The sequence below is a fragment of the Qipengyuania sp. YIM B01966 genome, assembly GCF_016461955.1.
Taxonomy (GTDB): Bacteria; Pseudomonadota; Alphaproteobacteria; order Sphingomonadales; family Sphingomonadaceae; genus QFOP01.
Map to the genome: position 1 here is coordinate 98,924 of NZ_JADMNM010000002.1, position 13,122 is coordinate 112,045.

A 13,122-nucleotide genomic window follows, 5' to 3' on the forward strand; every position below is an offset into this window, starting at 1 on the left:
AATGCAAGTGAATTACATCGTCAGAAACGTTTCCGTTCGATCATCCACCATGCACTTCAATGGCCAGGTCGGCGATCCGTTTGCGCAAGGTGTTGCGGTTGATGCCGAGCAAAGCGGCAGCGCGCAGTTGATTACCGTTACATTGTTGCAGGGCAATCGCGATCAATGGGCGTTCCCACGCGGCGCTCGCCCGCTGATACCAGCGGCCCGGCGTCGGCTTTTCAATCGCCAACCACTGCTCCACCCAAGCCATCAGATCGGCTGCGGGGGGCGTCTGCGGACGTGTGGCGCCCAAGGCAGAACGAACCTCGGCGGCATCGATCAGCGCGTCGCGCGACAGCGCTGCGAGACGGAAGATCACGTTACGCAATTCGCGGACATTCCCGGGCCACTGATGTACGACCAGTGCCTCGAGCGCTTCGGCGGTGAGTTCGCATGACGGCAGTCCTTCCGCCGCTGCCTGCGCCAGAAAGTGCCCTGCCAGTTCGGGAATGTCGTCCAGCCTTTCGCGCAGCGGCGGCAGGGCGATGGGCAGCACGTTGAGGCGGTAATAGAGGTCTTCGCGAAAGGCGCCATTGGCCAGCAAGGGCGCAAGGTCGCGATTGGTCGCCGCGATGATCCGCGTATCGACGCGGATTTCCTCGCGCCCGCCAATCCGCCGAATCCGTCCCGATTGCAGCGCGCGCAATAGCCGCGTCTGCGCCTCGGCGGGCATATCGCCGATCTCGTCAAGGAAGAAGGTGCCGCCATCTGCCTGTTCGAACTTGCCCGCCAGCTGCGCCACGGCGCCGGTGAAGGCGCCTTTTTCGTGACCGAACAATTCGCTTTCGATGAGGTCGCGCGGGATCGCCGCGGCATTGACCGCAACGAATGGGCCGGCCCGCCGCGTGCCGAGTTGGTGGATTGCTTCGGCGACCAGTTCCTTGCCGGTGCCGGATTCGCCCAGAACCAGCACGCTCAAATCATTCTGCACCGCGCGGGCGATCAGGCGGTAGACGTCCTGCATCGGAGCACTGCGCCCAACCAGTGGCAATGCGGGTGCGGGTGCCGGGCCGAGGCCCGCCCCTTCTGCCCGGCGGGCCGCAGCCTCGCGTACCGCGCTCACCAGCGCATCGAGGTCGAACGGCTTGGGGAAATACTCGAACGCTTCGGCCCCCGCCGCGCGAACCGCGGTATCGAGAGTATTTTCGGCCGACAGGATGATGATCGGCAGGCGCGGATGCGCGGCGGCGACCGGGCCAAGGCTGGCGATGCCGTCGCCATCGGCCAGCTTCACATCGGTCAGCATTACCACGAAGATGCCCTCGTTCAGCGCCGCGTCGCGCTGCGCGATTCCCGGCACGGCAGTCACGGAGAAGCCTTCCTGAGCCAGCGCAGCGGTAATCACCGTCGCCAGCGACACATCGTCTTCGACCAGCAAAACGGCGCTCATCAGGTCTCCATCGGCAAAAGAATGCGGAACAGGGTAAGACCGCGGGCGGTATCGCGCTGGCAGGTGAGATGCCCGCCCATATCTTGCACCAGCTTGCGCGCGAGCGGCAGGCCGAGACCCTGCCCTTGTGGTTTGCCGGTGACGAACGGCTCAAAAATCCGCTCGGCCAGATCATCGGGAAAGCCGGGCCCGTTATCGGCAATCGTCACCTCGACGGGCAGGCGGCGCATCCCGTCGGGCAGCGAATGGCTGAATGCCGCGCCGGCGCTGATTCCGGTGCGTATCACGACCTCCGGTGCCGGCTCGTGCGCGGCCGCCTCGCAGGCATTGGCGATGAGGTTGATCAGCACCTGCTCCAGCGCGGCGCGATTGCCCGCCACATCGGGCAGTGAGGGATCGAACCGCTCGCGAAACTGCACCCCCTGCGCCACATCCCCAACCCGGATGGCAGCCAGCGCATTGCGGATCGCGGCATGGAGGTTGAACGGCGCGATGTCGGCCCGTTGCCGCGTGCCGAGCCGCTGCATCCGGTCGAGGAGTTCGGCAATCCGGTCGACTTCGCGGGTGATCAGGCTGGTGAGTTCCGACTGTTCGCCGGGCACCGCCCGCGCCAACAACTGCGCCGCGCCCCGGATGGCGGCGAGCGGGTTCTTGACCTCATGTGCAAGGATCGACGGCATGGTGGAAGGCGTGTCCGAGACCGGCGGCGCCATGTCGGAGACCGGCATCAGCGTCAGCACGCGCCACCCGTCGTCAAGATCCGCCACGGTGACGTCGCACAGCCGCGTCACTCCGGCGACGATCACGCCCACGCCTCGGGCGCTCAGCGGCCCGTTTGCGCGCCTCAGGTGCTCGATCAGTGTGTCGTCGGAAATCACCGCGTGAGCGGCCAGCGGCGTTCCGAGCAAGCGCGCCTCCGAGCGACCGAGCAACTCCTCGGCCGCCGGGTTCAGCCCGGCAATCGTCCCTTGATGATCGAGCAGCACCACCGCAATCCCGAGGCCGGCCAGCCGTGCTTTGGCGTCGGGCGCAGAGGTCATGCGGCGCGGCGTTGCAGGAACGGTGCGTAAAAGCGTTCGACCTCGCCCAGCACCTGCGCCGGATCGTCGATGAAATTGACGTGGTTGCGGAACTCGGCCGAGCCGGGCAGCCCCTTGGTGTACCACCCCAGATGCTTGCGCGCGAGCTTGACGCCAGTGACCGCGCCATAATGGTCAAGCATCGCGCGGTAATGTTCACCGATCAGTGCATATTGCTCATCGACCGAAGGCGCAGGGCGCTCTTCCCCGGTGCGCCACCAGTGCATCACCTGGCCCAGCAGCCAGGGCTTGCCATAGGCGCCCCGCCCGATCATCACCCCGTCCGCGCCCGACTGCTCGAGCGCGGCAGCGGCATCGGCGATCCCGCAAATGTCGCCATTGGCAATGACCGGGATATTCACCCTGTCCTTGACCGCGCGGATGAACCGCCAGTCGGCCGAACCCTTGTACATCTGGCAGCGGGTGCGGCCGTGGACGGTGATGAGCTGCGCGCCGAGATCTTCGGCAATATGCGCCAGTTCGGGCGCGTTGAGCGAATGGTGGTCCCAGCCCATCCGCATCTTCACCGTGACCGGAACTGAGACTGCCTTAACCGTCGCGTCGATCAGCCGCGCGGCCAGCGGCAGATCGCGCATAAGGGCGCTGCCGGCATCGCCATTGACCACTTTCTTGACCGGGCAGCCCATATTGATGTCGATGATCGCTGCCCCGCGATCTTCGTTGAGCTTGGCCGCCTCGGCCATTTCGTCGGGCGAGCAACCGGCCAATTGCAGCGAGACCGGTTCCTCGACCGGGTCCCACGCCGCCTTCTGCAGGCTCTGCCGGGTTTCCCGGATCATCGCCGGGCTGGCGATCATCTCGGTCACGTTGAGCCCCGAGCCGTAGCGCCGCACCAGCGTGCGGAACGGCATATCGGTGACGCCAGTCATCGGCGCCAAAATCACCGGACAGGCGATGGCGACTGGGCCGATACGGATCGGCATGAGAGGGGGCGGCGTCGGGGTCACAATGAATGCCTAATATTTGGGCAGCCGCATAGTGCATTGCAGCATGAGCAGCAAGCGGTTAGCGGGCGAGGCATGGCCACGTCGCCCTTTCCTCCCCCCTTCGCGGCGATCGTGGTAGCGGCAGGGCGCGGGCTGCGCGCGGGCCAGCCGATCCCCAAGCAATTCGCGTTATGGCGCCGGAAGCCTGTTCTGCGCCACTCGGTCGAGGCGCTGCGGACGGCCGGCGCCATGCCGCTGGTAGTTATCATCCCTGCGGGCGGCGACACACTTGCTGCCGCCGCTCTAGAAGGCGTGGCCGATGTCACGCTTGTGACCGGCGGGGACACGCGGCAGCTATCGGTCCGCGCCGGGCTCGAGGCGCTGGCAGCTGATCCGCCGGAGCGGGTGCTTATCCACGATGCTGCCCGGCCGCTGATCCCGCACGAAATCATCACCCGCCTGCTGGAGGCTCTGGAGGGGTCTTGTGGGGCAATTCCTACTTTGCCGGTGGTCGACAGCCTGGTGGTGGCCCAAGGCGCTGTACGGGCCGGAAAAGCCGATCGGGAGGCATTGCGCCGGGTGCAGACCCCGCAGGCGTTCCGTTACACTGAAATCCTCGCGGCGCACCGCGCATGGACAGGGCCCCCCGACGCGGGTGACGATGCCGAAGTGCTGGGCGCGTGGGGCGGCGAAGTCGTTTTGATCGAAGGAAGCGAAACCTTGAAGAAGCTGACGCTGCCCGAGGACTTTACCTCCCCGCCCCTGCCGGTGCGCTGCGGCACCGGCTATGACGTCCACCGTCTGGTCGAGGGTGAGGAATTGTGGCTGGGCGGCATCCGTATCGCGCATGACAAGGGCTTGTCCGGCCATAGCGACGCCGATGTGGCGCTGCACGCGGTGGTCGACGCACTGCTGGGTGCCATCGGCGACGGCGATATCGGCAGCCATTTCCCGCCATCCGATCCGCAATGGAAAGGCGCGCCGAGCAGCGCGTTTGTGCGCCACGCGGCCGAACGCATCGCGGCAGCCGGTTACCGGCTCGGCAATCTCGATCTGACGATCATCTGCGAAGCCCCCAGGATCGGCCCCCACCGCGATGCCATGCGCGCGGCAATCGCCGGTCTGCTCGGCGTTGACATCGCACAGATCTCGGTCAAGGCCACGACAACCGAGCAGCTCGGATTTACCGGCCGCGGCGAAGGCATTGCTGCGCAGGCCATCGTCACCTTAATGGCGAACGAATCATGAGCTCAGACACCCTCTTGTCCGACGATGTGGTGGCCCTCGCCCGCCGGGTCATCGAAGAAAATCAGGCGTCAGGGCGCCGCATTGCGCTCGCCGAAAGCTGCACCGGCGGGCTGGTTGCCGCTGCGCTAACCGAAGTGGCGGGCTCGTCGGCGGTATTCGACCGCGGCTATGTCACGTACAGCAACGCGGCCAAGATGCGCGATTTGGCAGTATCGAGCGAGATCATCGAGACCTTCGGCGCTGTATCGATCGCGTGCGCCTGGGCGATGGCACAGGGTGCGCTGGTCAATAGCGGCGCCGATGTCGCCGTCGCAATCAGCGGGGTGGCCGGCCCTGACGGCGGGACCGATCTCAAGCCGGTGGGGACGGTTGTCTGCGCCCGCGCGATCCGCGGGGGCGACGAAGCGCATGACCGTTACGGCGAACTGCGTAATTTCGTCCCCGCAGGGCGCAGCGAAATCCGCCATCAGGCCGCGCTTTGGGCGCTCGAACTGCTGCTGCCGTAAAGCGCGTCGGCACGTTCCTCGAACGCCGCCATCATCCGCCGGAACGCGCGGTCGAAGTACTGGCCGGCCAATGCTTCGAAAACGCGGCTCTTGAACGTAAATTCGACGCAGAAATCGATCCGGCACCCCTCCCCTTCAGGGTGGAATACCCAACTATTGTCGAGATCGCGCAGCGGCCCGTCGACATAATGCACGTCGATCCGCCGGGGCCGTTCCTTGGTCACGCGCGAGGTGAACTTCTCGCGGATCGCCTTGAAGCCGACGAGCATGTCGGCCATCATTTCCGTATCGCTGTCCGCGCGTACGCGCGTGGCGACCACCCACGGCAGGAATTCGGGATAGCGCGCCACATCGGCGACCAGATCGAACATCTGCTCGCACGAATATGGCAGGGTGCGCGTCTCTCTGATGCCCGGCATCAGGCGGTTTTCGCCAGCTTGGCCGCCCGCGCCGCCCTCATCTCGGCAAAATCCTCGCCAGCGTGATAGCTTGAGCGGGTCAGCGGGCTGGCCGCCACCTGCAGGAACCCCTTCGCACGGGCGATCGCGCCATATGCGTCGAAGGCTGCGGGCGTGACGAAATCTTCAACCTTCGCATGGCGCGGGGTCGGCTGGAGATATTGCCCCATAGTGATGAAATCGACGCCAGCGCAGCGCATATCGTCCATCACCTGATGCACCTCAAGCCGCTGCTCGCCAAGGCCGAGCATGATGCCCGACTTGGTGAAGATCAGCGGATTGTGCGCCTTGACCTCCTCCAGCAGCCGCAGCGAGGCATAATAGCGCGCGCCCGGCCGGATGGTCGGGTAGAGGCGGGGCACGGTTTCCAGATTGTGATTGTACACGTCCGGCCCGGCGGCGCAGATCGCCTCGACCGCGGCACGCATCTTTCCGCGAAAGTCAGGGGTCAGAATTTCGATCGTGGTGTTCGGCGTTTCGCGGCGGAGCGCCTCGATCACCTTGACGAACTGTCCCGCCCCGCCATCGGGCAGATCGTCGCGATCTACACTGGTGATGACGATATGTTCCAGCCCCATCCGCGCCGCAGCCAGGGCGGTGTGTTCAGGCTCGAGCGGATCGACCGCGCGCGGCATCCCGGTCTTGACGTTGCAGAAGGCGCAAGCCCGCGTACAGACATCGCCCAGAATCATCACGGTGGCGTGTTTCCTGGTCCAGCACTCGCCGATATTGGGGCACGCGGCTTCCTCGCATACCGTATTGAGCGACAATTCGCGCATCATCTGGCGCGTTTCGTGGTAACCCTTGCTGACCGGAGCCTTGACCCTGATCCAGTCGGGCTTGCGTTGGCGCTGTTCGCGCGGTTGCGGGAGACGGGAAAGGTCGTTCATGCGCGCTCATCTAGGCGCGGGTCTTGTCAGTGGCAATGCCGCAGGGCAAGAGCCTGCCATGCCCAGCGAACCGACCGATCTCGCCAGCCTGATAGAAGGCTATCGCCGCTTTCGGGATACCGGATGGAGCCAGCGCCTCGAGCGCTGGGCCCAGCTACGCGATGGCCAGACCCCCCAAACCATGATCATCGGCTGCTCCGACAGCCGGGTGGATCCTTCGCAGATTTTCGATGTCGATCCGGGCGAGATTTTCGTGGTGCGCAATGTTGCGGCGATGGTGCCGCCCTTTGAGACGACTCCGGGACATCACGGCGTGTCGGCTGCGCTCGAATTCGCAGTTGAATTCCTGCTGGTCAGGCAGATCGTAGTGCTCGGACACGGCATGTGCGGCGGCTGCCAGGCCGCGCTTACGCAGTCGATGCGCGGGACCGATCCTGGCAAAGGCGGTTTTATAGCCGACTGGATCGACCTGCTCGACGACGCGCGCGACGCGGTCGTTGCACGGTATGGGACTGATGGCCCCGACGCGCAACGAGCGATGGAACTTGCCGGGGTGCGAGTAAGCCTCAACAATCTCAGAACCTTCCCGAACATTGCCGCGCGTGAGCAGGCGGGCACATTGCGGCTCTACGGCGCATTTTTTGCCATTTCGGACGGTATCCTTCATCTGCTGGACGAGCAGGCGGGCGAATTTCTTCCGGCCTGACGAAAGCGCCATCAGGGAATGCCATGACCGATACCGAGCTTGCCAACATCGCGCTGTTGATTGACGCCGACAACGTGAACCCGGACCACATCGACCCGGTGCTGACCGTGATGGCCGAACTGGGGCAGGTGAACATCCGCCGCGCCTACGGCAACTTCGCCAAGACTGCGCTCAGCCGCTGGGCGTCGATCACCAACCGGCTCGGCATCCGGCCGCATCAGCAATTCGACGTAACGAAGGGCAAGAACGCCACCGACATGGCAATGACCATCGACGCGATCGATCTGCTCTATCAGGGCAAGGTCGATGGCTTCGGAATTATGTCGTCGGACAGCGATTTCACGCCGCTGGCGACCCGCCTGCGGCAGGATGGGCTGCTGGTCTATGGCTTCGGCAAGGCGACGACTCCGCCCAGCTTCCGCAATGCCTGCACCCGGTTCATCGATGTCGATGCGCTGGCCGCGGCCGAAACCGATACCCCCGCTGCACCCGACAAGCCCGATCCGCATCCCGCCGCCGCCGTCGCACAGATCGACGAGGAATTGATCGACCTGCTCGGACAGGCGTGGAAGGCGGCGCGGCGCGACGATAACGGCTTCGCGCTGATGAGCGAGGTCGGCAATATTGCCGGCAACCGGTCAAGCTTCGATGTGCGCAATTACGGATTCAAGCGCCTGTCGGACCTGTTCGCCGCGCTCGACCAGTTCAAGGTCGAGCGGCGGGGCGACAACCGGCAGCCTTTCGTCAAGCGCGTACGATAACAGAAAGGGCGCGACCCGCACAGGCCGCGCCCTTCCAAGTTCCCGTCCGGGGTCTTATTGCGCGGCCGGCGTGGCCGGCGCCGCGGCCTTCTCCGCATAGAGGCTCCACAGGCGGGCAATCGCCTGTCGCGCGCCTTCAACGCGGGCAAAAGTCGCCTGCGCCTCGGCGTGCTTGCCCTGATATTCCTGCGCAATGCCCAGCCGCGTGAGCACACGGGCAGTATCGGCACCAGGCTTGGTCAAGGCTATGCGGTAGAGTTCCTCTGCCTTTGCGGGCTGCTCGTTGGCGAGAAAGCTGTCGGCCGCACCAGTCACTTCGGCGGCGGTGGCATTGGCGCCGCGTGCGATGCGTTCTGACCCCGCGAGATCGCTGCGGTCAGCAGCGAGCCGGCCATTCGCGATCGTTCGCGCTTCGTTGAAGAAGGTCGAATTCGCGTGGATCTTGCCGGCCGACACGCCCGCAGCAAGCACACGCGCGACTTCGGCCGGAAGCCGCCGGGCATCGGCCGCTTCGATGTAGTCGACGTAATCGCGCTCGTTGCGCATCGCATTTGCGCGCGCCGCCAGCCGCATCAGGTCGAGCGTCGCGTGATCGTCAAGCTGGGCGGTGTTGCGCAGGATTGCGATGGCATCGCCCCAGCTGTCGGTCGACGGGTAATACCGCACGAGGAGCAGGCTGTAATCCGCCGCTTCGTTGGTAAGGTTAGCGTTGTAGCTCTGCGCCAGGCCGCGCTTGATCCAGCTTTCATCGACGGTCTGCCCGGCATCGATCCGCGCCTGAATCGCCTGGCGCAGATAACGCGCGCCTTCCGTCGGGTTGTTCTGCGCGAAATAGCTTTCCGCAATCAGCGGCTGTGCCTCGATGCGGCCATTGGCATGGGCCGCCTCAAGATAGGTGCGCGCGGCCGCCCAATCCTGCGCCTGATAGGCAAGTTGCCCGGCAGCAAGATTGTACCGGCCGAGGTTTTCAGAGGCGACCTTGCCGCTGCGCAGCATCATGTCGAGACCCTGGCGCTGAAGACCGGTATCGTTGGCGCGCGTGCCGATATTGTAGGCCAACCCGCCCAGCGTGTTCAATTCATCCGCGCTCTTGGCGACGGCAAGCACACCCTTGACCTGCGTGGCCAAGGCCGCGGCATCGGCGCCTTCCTGGCGTGAGGCCTGATCGATCGGCTGCACTGCGGCAAGAAATTCGCGCGACAATTCGCCTGCGGCGCGGTTCTGGCGCTGTTCGCGGGGCTGACGTTGCGCGTGCGCTGCCGGAGCAAGCGCGGTAACACCGATGGCGGTGCCGGCCGCGAGCGCGATTGCCGCAGCCTTGCGGCCTCGGCCAAGAATCAACAGGGACTTCATCGATATTCTCCCGAGAGTGGTTCGGAAACCTTGCGAATAGTTGCTGCCACCGGTTCTGTGCGTCGGCGCTGGCGACATTGCAATCGCTTTGCGAATTGGCGGCTGAACGCCTTTTGAATGGCGCTCCCAGCCACGCTTAACCCTCGGAAAAGCGCCTGGCAGCCAATACACCTACCGAGATGTGGAAAAGGCCGGTTGGCGGCCGCTTGCCGGGGCGGTTTCTATAGCGGCTGCGGTGCGAATGGCCTAGGCCGATGTGGTGCCCGCACTTCTGCGGCGATCCATGCGAATAGACCTGACTTGACCGACGCGACCGATACCCTTCCCCCGCCCAACCCGCTGGGCCAGTTCACCCGCATCGACATCGTCGATGAGATGAAGTCGAGCTATCTCGATTACGCGATGAGCGTGATCGTCGCCCGCGCGCTGCCCGATGTGCGCGACGGGCTGAAGCCGGTCCATCGCCGCATTCTCTTCGCCAGCCAGGAAGGCGGCTTTGTCGCCGGGCGCCCTTATCGCAAGAGCGCCAAGATCGTCGGCGACGTGATGGGCAATTATCACCCGCACGGCGACAGTGCGATTTATGACGCGCTGGCGCGGATGACGCAGGACTGGTCGCTGCGGGTGCCGCTGGTCGATGGTCAGGGCAATTTCGGCAGCATGGACCCCGATCCGCCGGCGTCGATGCGTTATACCGAGGCGCGGCTGGCGCGGGTGGCCAATACCCTGCTCGACGATCTCGACAAGGATACGGTCGATTTCGTCGACAATTATGACGGCAGCCGGCAGGAACCCACCGTGCTGCCGGCACGGTTTCCCAACCTGCTGGTAAATGGCGCGGGCGGGATCGCGGTCGGCATGGCGACCAATGTGCCGCCGCATAATCTGGGCGAGGTCATCGATGGCTGCCTCGCCTTTATCGACAATCCGGCAATTACCAGCGAGGAACTTTTTGCGATCATTCCCGGGCCGGATTTCCCCACCGCGCCGCTGATTCTCGGCAGCGCGGGGGCCAAGGCGGCCTATCTGTCGGGGCGCGGTTCGATCCTCATGCGGGCGCGCCACCAGATCGAGGAAGGCCGCGGCGACCGCCGATCGATCGTGTTCACCTCGATCCCCTATCAGGTCGGCAAGTCGGGCCTGGTCGAAAAAATGGCCGAAGCCGCCAAGGACAAGCGGATCGAGGGCGTCGCGGATATTCGCGACGAGTCGAACCGCGAAGGCGTGCGCGTGGTCGTCGATCTCAAGCGCGATGCCACGCCTGAGGTGGTATTGAACCAGATCTGGCGGCACACGCCCGCGCAGGCGAGTTTCTCCGCCAACATGCTCGCGATTCGCGGCGGGCGGCCTGAAGTGTTCAGCCTGCGCGATATCATACAGGCGTTCATCACTTTCCGCGAGGAGGTGATCACCCGGCGCACCAAGTTCGAACTGAACAAAGCCCGCGACCGCGCGCATATCTTGCTTGGCCTGGTGGTCGCCGTCTCCAACCTCGACGAGGTGGTGGCGCTGATCCGCGGCGCCTCGAATCCGGCCGACGCGCGCGCCAAGCTGCTTGCGCGCGAATGGGCGATCGGCGACATCGCGCCCTATATCCGGCTGGTCGAGGCGATCGAGCCGGATGCCGAGCAGGAGGGCGGCACCTATCGTCTGTCGGAACGGCAGGTGAAGGCCATTCTCGATCTGCGCCTCCACCGGCTGACTGCGCTCGGCCGCGACGAGATCGGCGACGAGCTCAACACGCTTGCCGCCGCGATCGAGGGCTATCTCGCGATCCTGGCCGACCGGGTGCGCCTCTATGGCGTGATGCGCGACGAGCTGGTCGAAATCCGCGACACCTACGCCACCCCGCGCGTCAGCGAAATCGCGCCGGCGTGGGATGGGCTGGATGACGAAGACCTGATCGAACGCGACGAGATGGTCGTCACCGTCACTCTCGACGGGTATATCAAGCGGACCCCGCTCTCCACCTTCCGCGCGCAGAACCGCGGCGGCAAGGGCCGCGCCGGCATGGCGACCAAGGAAGAAGACGCGGTGATGGAGATGTTCGTCACCAGCACGCACAACCCGGTGCTGTTCTTCTCCACTGCCGGCAAGGTCTATCGGCTCAAGGTGTGGAAGCTGCCCGAAGGCGGGCCGGCCACGCGCGGACGCCCGATCGTCAACCTGCTGCCCGCGCTCGATGATGGCGAAACCATCGCCACCGTCCTCCCGCTGCCGGAGGACGAGGCAAGCTGGGGCGCGCTCAATGTCGTGTTCGCCACCGCGCGGGGCAATGTTCGCCGCAACAGCATGGATGCCTTTGCGAACATTCCTAGCAACGGCAAATTCGCTATGCGGTTTGACGACGATAGCGCCGACCGGCTGATTGGCGTTGCGCTGACGCAGCCGGGTGACGACATCCTGCTCGCCTCCAAATGCGGCAAGGCGATCCGCTTCCCGGCCGACGATGTGCGCGAATTCCAGAGCCGCACCTCCACAGGCGTGCGCGGAATGCTGCTCAAGGGTGATGACGAGGTGATCTCGCTCTCGATCCTGCAACGCGGCGGGATGCGCGATCAGGAAGAGCGCGAGGAGTATCTGCGCTTTGCCCCATGGAAGCCGGAGAAGGATGGCGAAATGCGCGACCAGGCGCGCTTTGCCGAATTGCGCGAGCGCGAGCAGTTCATCCTCACCGTCTGCGCCAATGGCTTCGGCAAGCTGTCCTCGGCCTATGGATATCGGCGCACGAGCCGTGGCGGTCAGGGCATCACCAATATCGACAATATCGAACGCAACGGGCCAGTCGTGGCCAGCTTCCCGGCGACGCAGGCCGACCAGCTGATGCTGGTGACCGATCAGGCCAAGCTGATCCGTCTGCCCCTCGCGAGCCTGCGGGTCATCGGGCGCGGCTCAGCGGGCGTGCGGCTGTTCAAGGTGGCCGACGGCGAACAGGTTGTCAGCGCGGTCCGGCTCGACGAAGAAGAAGCGCCCGAGAACGCTGCGGAAGAGGCGATCGCGGAGGAGATGGTCGGCCGCACCGCGACCGAGGTGGCGGTCGACGATCAGCCCGACCGCGACGATCCGCCGCCCGCCGACGCCTGACGGGCGGCGGCGATCACGCCCGTCGCGATAAGAAATTGCCCGCCATAATAAAGCGGCCAGACCAGCCAGTCGGCCAGCGCCGTGGCCTGCCCGGCTGCGCGCGCGAAGATCAACAGGTCTGACACGACGAACAGGACGGCGCCGATGCCGACCCGGTAACGGCTGTAGCGGCTGAGCCACGCCGCCCCCGCCATCGCGCCAAGGCCGGTGGCATAGAGCGCCACCAGCGGATCGCGCGTCAGCCACCAGCCCAATAGCGGCGGGATCAGCAGCAGCGCGGTGGCGGCGGCTTTCTGGCTAGCGGCAGGGTCGGGCCGGCGCTGGGATCGATAGAGCCAGATCGCGACGAGGTGCCCTGCCAGAAAAATCGCCGCGCCTGCTTCCAGCGACAGTTCCAGCACCATGTCGGCCACGGCCCCAAGCACGAGGATGGCGGCGAGCATCTTGCGCTCGCGCCCAGCGGGCCCCGCCTGCCAGGCCCATAGTGCGAGCAGGGCAACGCCGCTGCCCTTGAGCGCGATCAATACCCCATCGGGCCACGGTTGGCGGGCGACGACGTAATAAAGCGCGGCGCCAAGCACGCTCGCAAACAGCCAGCTACCGTGCCTGTCGAACGTGTGCACTGCCCTTACCCCCGCCATTCCCTCGCCCACGCTTG

General features: G+C 65.2%; 12 protein-coding genes. 5 read left to right on the top strand and 7 right to left on the bottom strand.

Annotated features, from left to right (window positions below; genetic code table 11):
• Window positions 1-40: 40 nt before the first annotated feature.
• From ILT46_RS03180 to dusB, 3 genes are read right to left on the bottom strand one after another with little or no spacing between them, the layout of a single operon-like run.
• Window positions 41-1,432: a sigma-54-dependent transcriptional regulator gene (locus ILT46_RS03180; RefSeq protein WP_199503201.1), complete on the bottom strand. Its 1,392-nt coding sequence runs from the start codon at window positions 1,430-1,432 to the stop codon at window positions 41-43.
• A complete protein-coding gene (locus ILT46_RS03185; RefSeq protein WP_199503202.1) occupies window positions 1,432-2,472 on the bottom strand; it encodes a two-component system sensor histidine kinase NtrB in 1,041 nt (346 codons plus the stop codon). Before ILT46_RS03185 ends, ILT46_RS03180 begins: the two co-directional genes overlap by 1 nt.
• Window positions 2,469-3,455: a tRNA dihydrouridine synthase DusB gene (gene dusB / locus ILT46_RS03190; protein ID WP_199503510.1), complete on the bottom strand. Its 987-nt coding sequence runs from the start codon at window positions 3,453-3,455 to the stop codon at window positions 2,469-2,471. Before dusB ends, ILT46_RS03185 begins: the two co-directional genes overlap by 4 nt.
• 96 nt (window positions 3,456-3,551) lie before the next feature.
• Between dusB and ILT46_RS03195 the strand changes: the two genes are divergently transcribed.
• On the top strand, window positions 3,552-4,706 hold the full coding sequence (locus tag ILT46_RS03195) for a bifunctional 2-C-methyl-D-erythritol 4-phosphate cytidylyltransferase/2-C-methyl-D-erythritol 2,4-cyclodiphosphate synthase (RefSeq protein ID WP_199503203.1): 1,155 nt from the start codon (window positions 3,552-3,554) through the stop codon (window positions 4,704-4,706).
• Window positions 4,703-5,212: a CinA family protein gene (locus ILT46_RS03200; RefSeq protein ID WP_199503204.1), complete on the top strand. Its 510-nt coding sequence runs from the start codon at window positions 4,703-4,705 to the stop codon at window positions 5,210-5,212. The genes ILT46_RS03195 and ILT46_RS03200 overlap by 4 nt, the downstream gene beginning before the upstream one ends.
• Here the strand turns inward: ILT46_RS03200 and ILT46_RS03205 are convergent.
• Window positions 5,173-5,631 (bottom strand): type II toxin-antitoxin system RatA family toxin, encoded by a 459-nt coding sequence (locus ILT46_RS03205; protein ID WP_199503205.1) that lies wholly within the window; start codon window positions 5,629-5,631, stop codon window positions 5,173-5,175. The two genes, ILT46_RS03200 and ILT46_RS03205, sit on opposite strands and share 40 nt — an antisense overlap.
• A complete protein-coding gene (gene lipA, locus ILT46_RS03210; protein ID WP_199503206.1) occupies window positions 5,631-6,560 on the bottom strand; it encodes a lipoyl synthase in 930 nt (309 codons plus the stop codon). Before lipA ends, ILT46_RS03205 begins: the two co-directional genes overlap by 1 nt.
• A gap of 58 nt (window positions 6,561-6,618) precedes the next feature.
• On the opposite strand from lipA, the gene ILT46_RS03215 reads away from it, so the two are divergent.
• Both ILT46_RS03215 and ILT46_RS03220 read left to right on the top strand, forming a co-directional pair.
• Complete coding sequence (locus ILT46_RS03215) at window positions 6,619-7,266, top strand: carbonic anhydrase (RefSeq protein ID WP_199503207.1); 648 nt, start codon at window positions 6,619-6,621, stop codon at window positions 7,264-7,266.
• A 23-nt stretch (window positions 7,267-7,289) separates the two neighbouring features.
• Window positions 7,290-8,027: an NYN domain-containing protein gene (locus tag ILT46_RS03220; protein ID WP_199503208.1), complete on the top strand. Its 738-nt coding sequence runs from the start codon at window positions 7,290-7,292 to the stop codon at window positions 8,025-8,027.
• A gap of 54 nt (window positions 8,028-8,081) precedes the next feature.
• Here the strand turns inward: ILT46_RS03220 and ILT46_RS03225 are convergent, their stop codons facing one another.
• A complete protein-coding gene (locus ILT46_RS03225; protein WP_199503209.1) occupies window positions 8,082-9,380 on the bottom strand; it encodes a hypothetical protein in 1,299 nt (432 codons plus the stop codon).
• 300 nt (window positions 9,381-9,680) lie between these two features.
• On the opposite strand from ILT46_RS03225, the gene gyrA reads away from it, so the two are divergent.
• The gene (gene gyrA, locus ILT46_RS03230) at window positions 9,681-12,464 is read left to right on the top strand and encodes a DNA gyrase subunit A (protein WP_199503210.1); all 2,784 of its coding nucleotides are present in this window, start codon (window positions 9,681-9,683) and stop codon (window positions 12,462-12,464) included.
• Here gyrA and ILT46_RS03235 read toward each other — a convergent pair.
• The gene (locus ILT46_RS03235; protein ID WP_199503211.1) at window positions 12,425-13,105 is read right to left on the bottom strand and encodes a lysoplasmalogenase; all 681 of its coding nucleotides are present in this window, start codon (window positions 13,103-13,105) and stop codon (window positions 12,425-12,427) included. The two genes, gyrA and ILT46_RS03235, sit on opposite strands and share 40 nt — an antisense overlap.
• Window positions 13,106-13,122: the final 17 nt, after the last annotated feature.

What these genes read in the sequence shown, in the direction of transcription:
- ILT46_RS03180 (WP_199503201.1), bottom strand. Translation starts at nt 1,432, where the DNA reads ATGAGCGCCGTTTTGCTGGTCGAAGACGATGTGTCGCTGGCGACGGTG.
- ILT46_RS03185 (WP_199503202.1), bottom strand. Translation starts at nt 2,472, where the DNA reads ATGACCTCTGCGCCCGACGCCAAAGCACGGCTGGCCGGCCTCGGGATT.
- dusB (WP_199503510.1), bottom strand. Translation starts at nt 3,455, where the DNA reads ATGCCGATCCGTATCGGCCCAGTCGCCATCGCCTGTCCGGTGATTTTG.
- ILT46_RS03195 (WP_199503203.1), top strand. Translation starts at nt 3,552, where the DNA reads ATGGCCACGTCGCCCTTTCCTCCCCCCTTCGCGGCGATCGTGGTAGCG.
- ILT46_RS03200 (WP_199503204.1), top strand. Translation starts at nt 4,703, where the DNA reads ATGAGCTCAGACACCCTCTTGTCCGACGATGTGGTGGCCCTCGCCCGC.
- ILT46_RS03205 (WP_199503205.1), bottom strand. Translation starts at nt 5,631, where the DNA reads ATGCCGGGCATCAGAGAGACGCGCACCCTGCCATATTCGTGCGAGCAG.
- lipA (WP_199503206.1), bottom strand. Translation starts at nt 6,560, where the DNA reads ATGAACGACCTTTCCCGTCTCCCGCAACCGCGCGAACAGCGCCAACGC.
- ILT46_RS03215 (WP_199503207.1), top strand. Translation starts at nt 6,619, where the DNA reads ATGCCCAGCGAACCGACCGATCTCGCCAGCCTGATAGAAGGCTATCGC.
- ILT46_RS03220 (WP_199503208.1), top strand. Translation starts at nt 7,290, where the DNA reads ATGACCGATACCGAGCTTGCCAACATCGCGCTGTTGATTGACGCCGAC.
- ILT46_RS03225 (WP_199503209.1), bottom strand. Translation starts at nt 9,380, where the DNA reads ATGAAGTCCCTGTTGATTCTTGGCCGAGGCCGCAAGGCTGCGGCAATC.
- ILT46_RS03235 (WP_199503211.1), bottom strand. Translation starts at nt 13,105, where the DNA reads ATGGCGGGGGTAAGGGCAGTGCACACGTTCGACAGGCACGGTAGCTGG.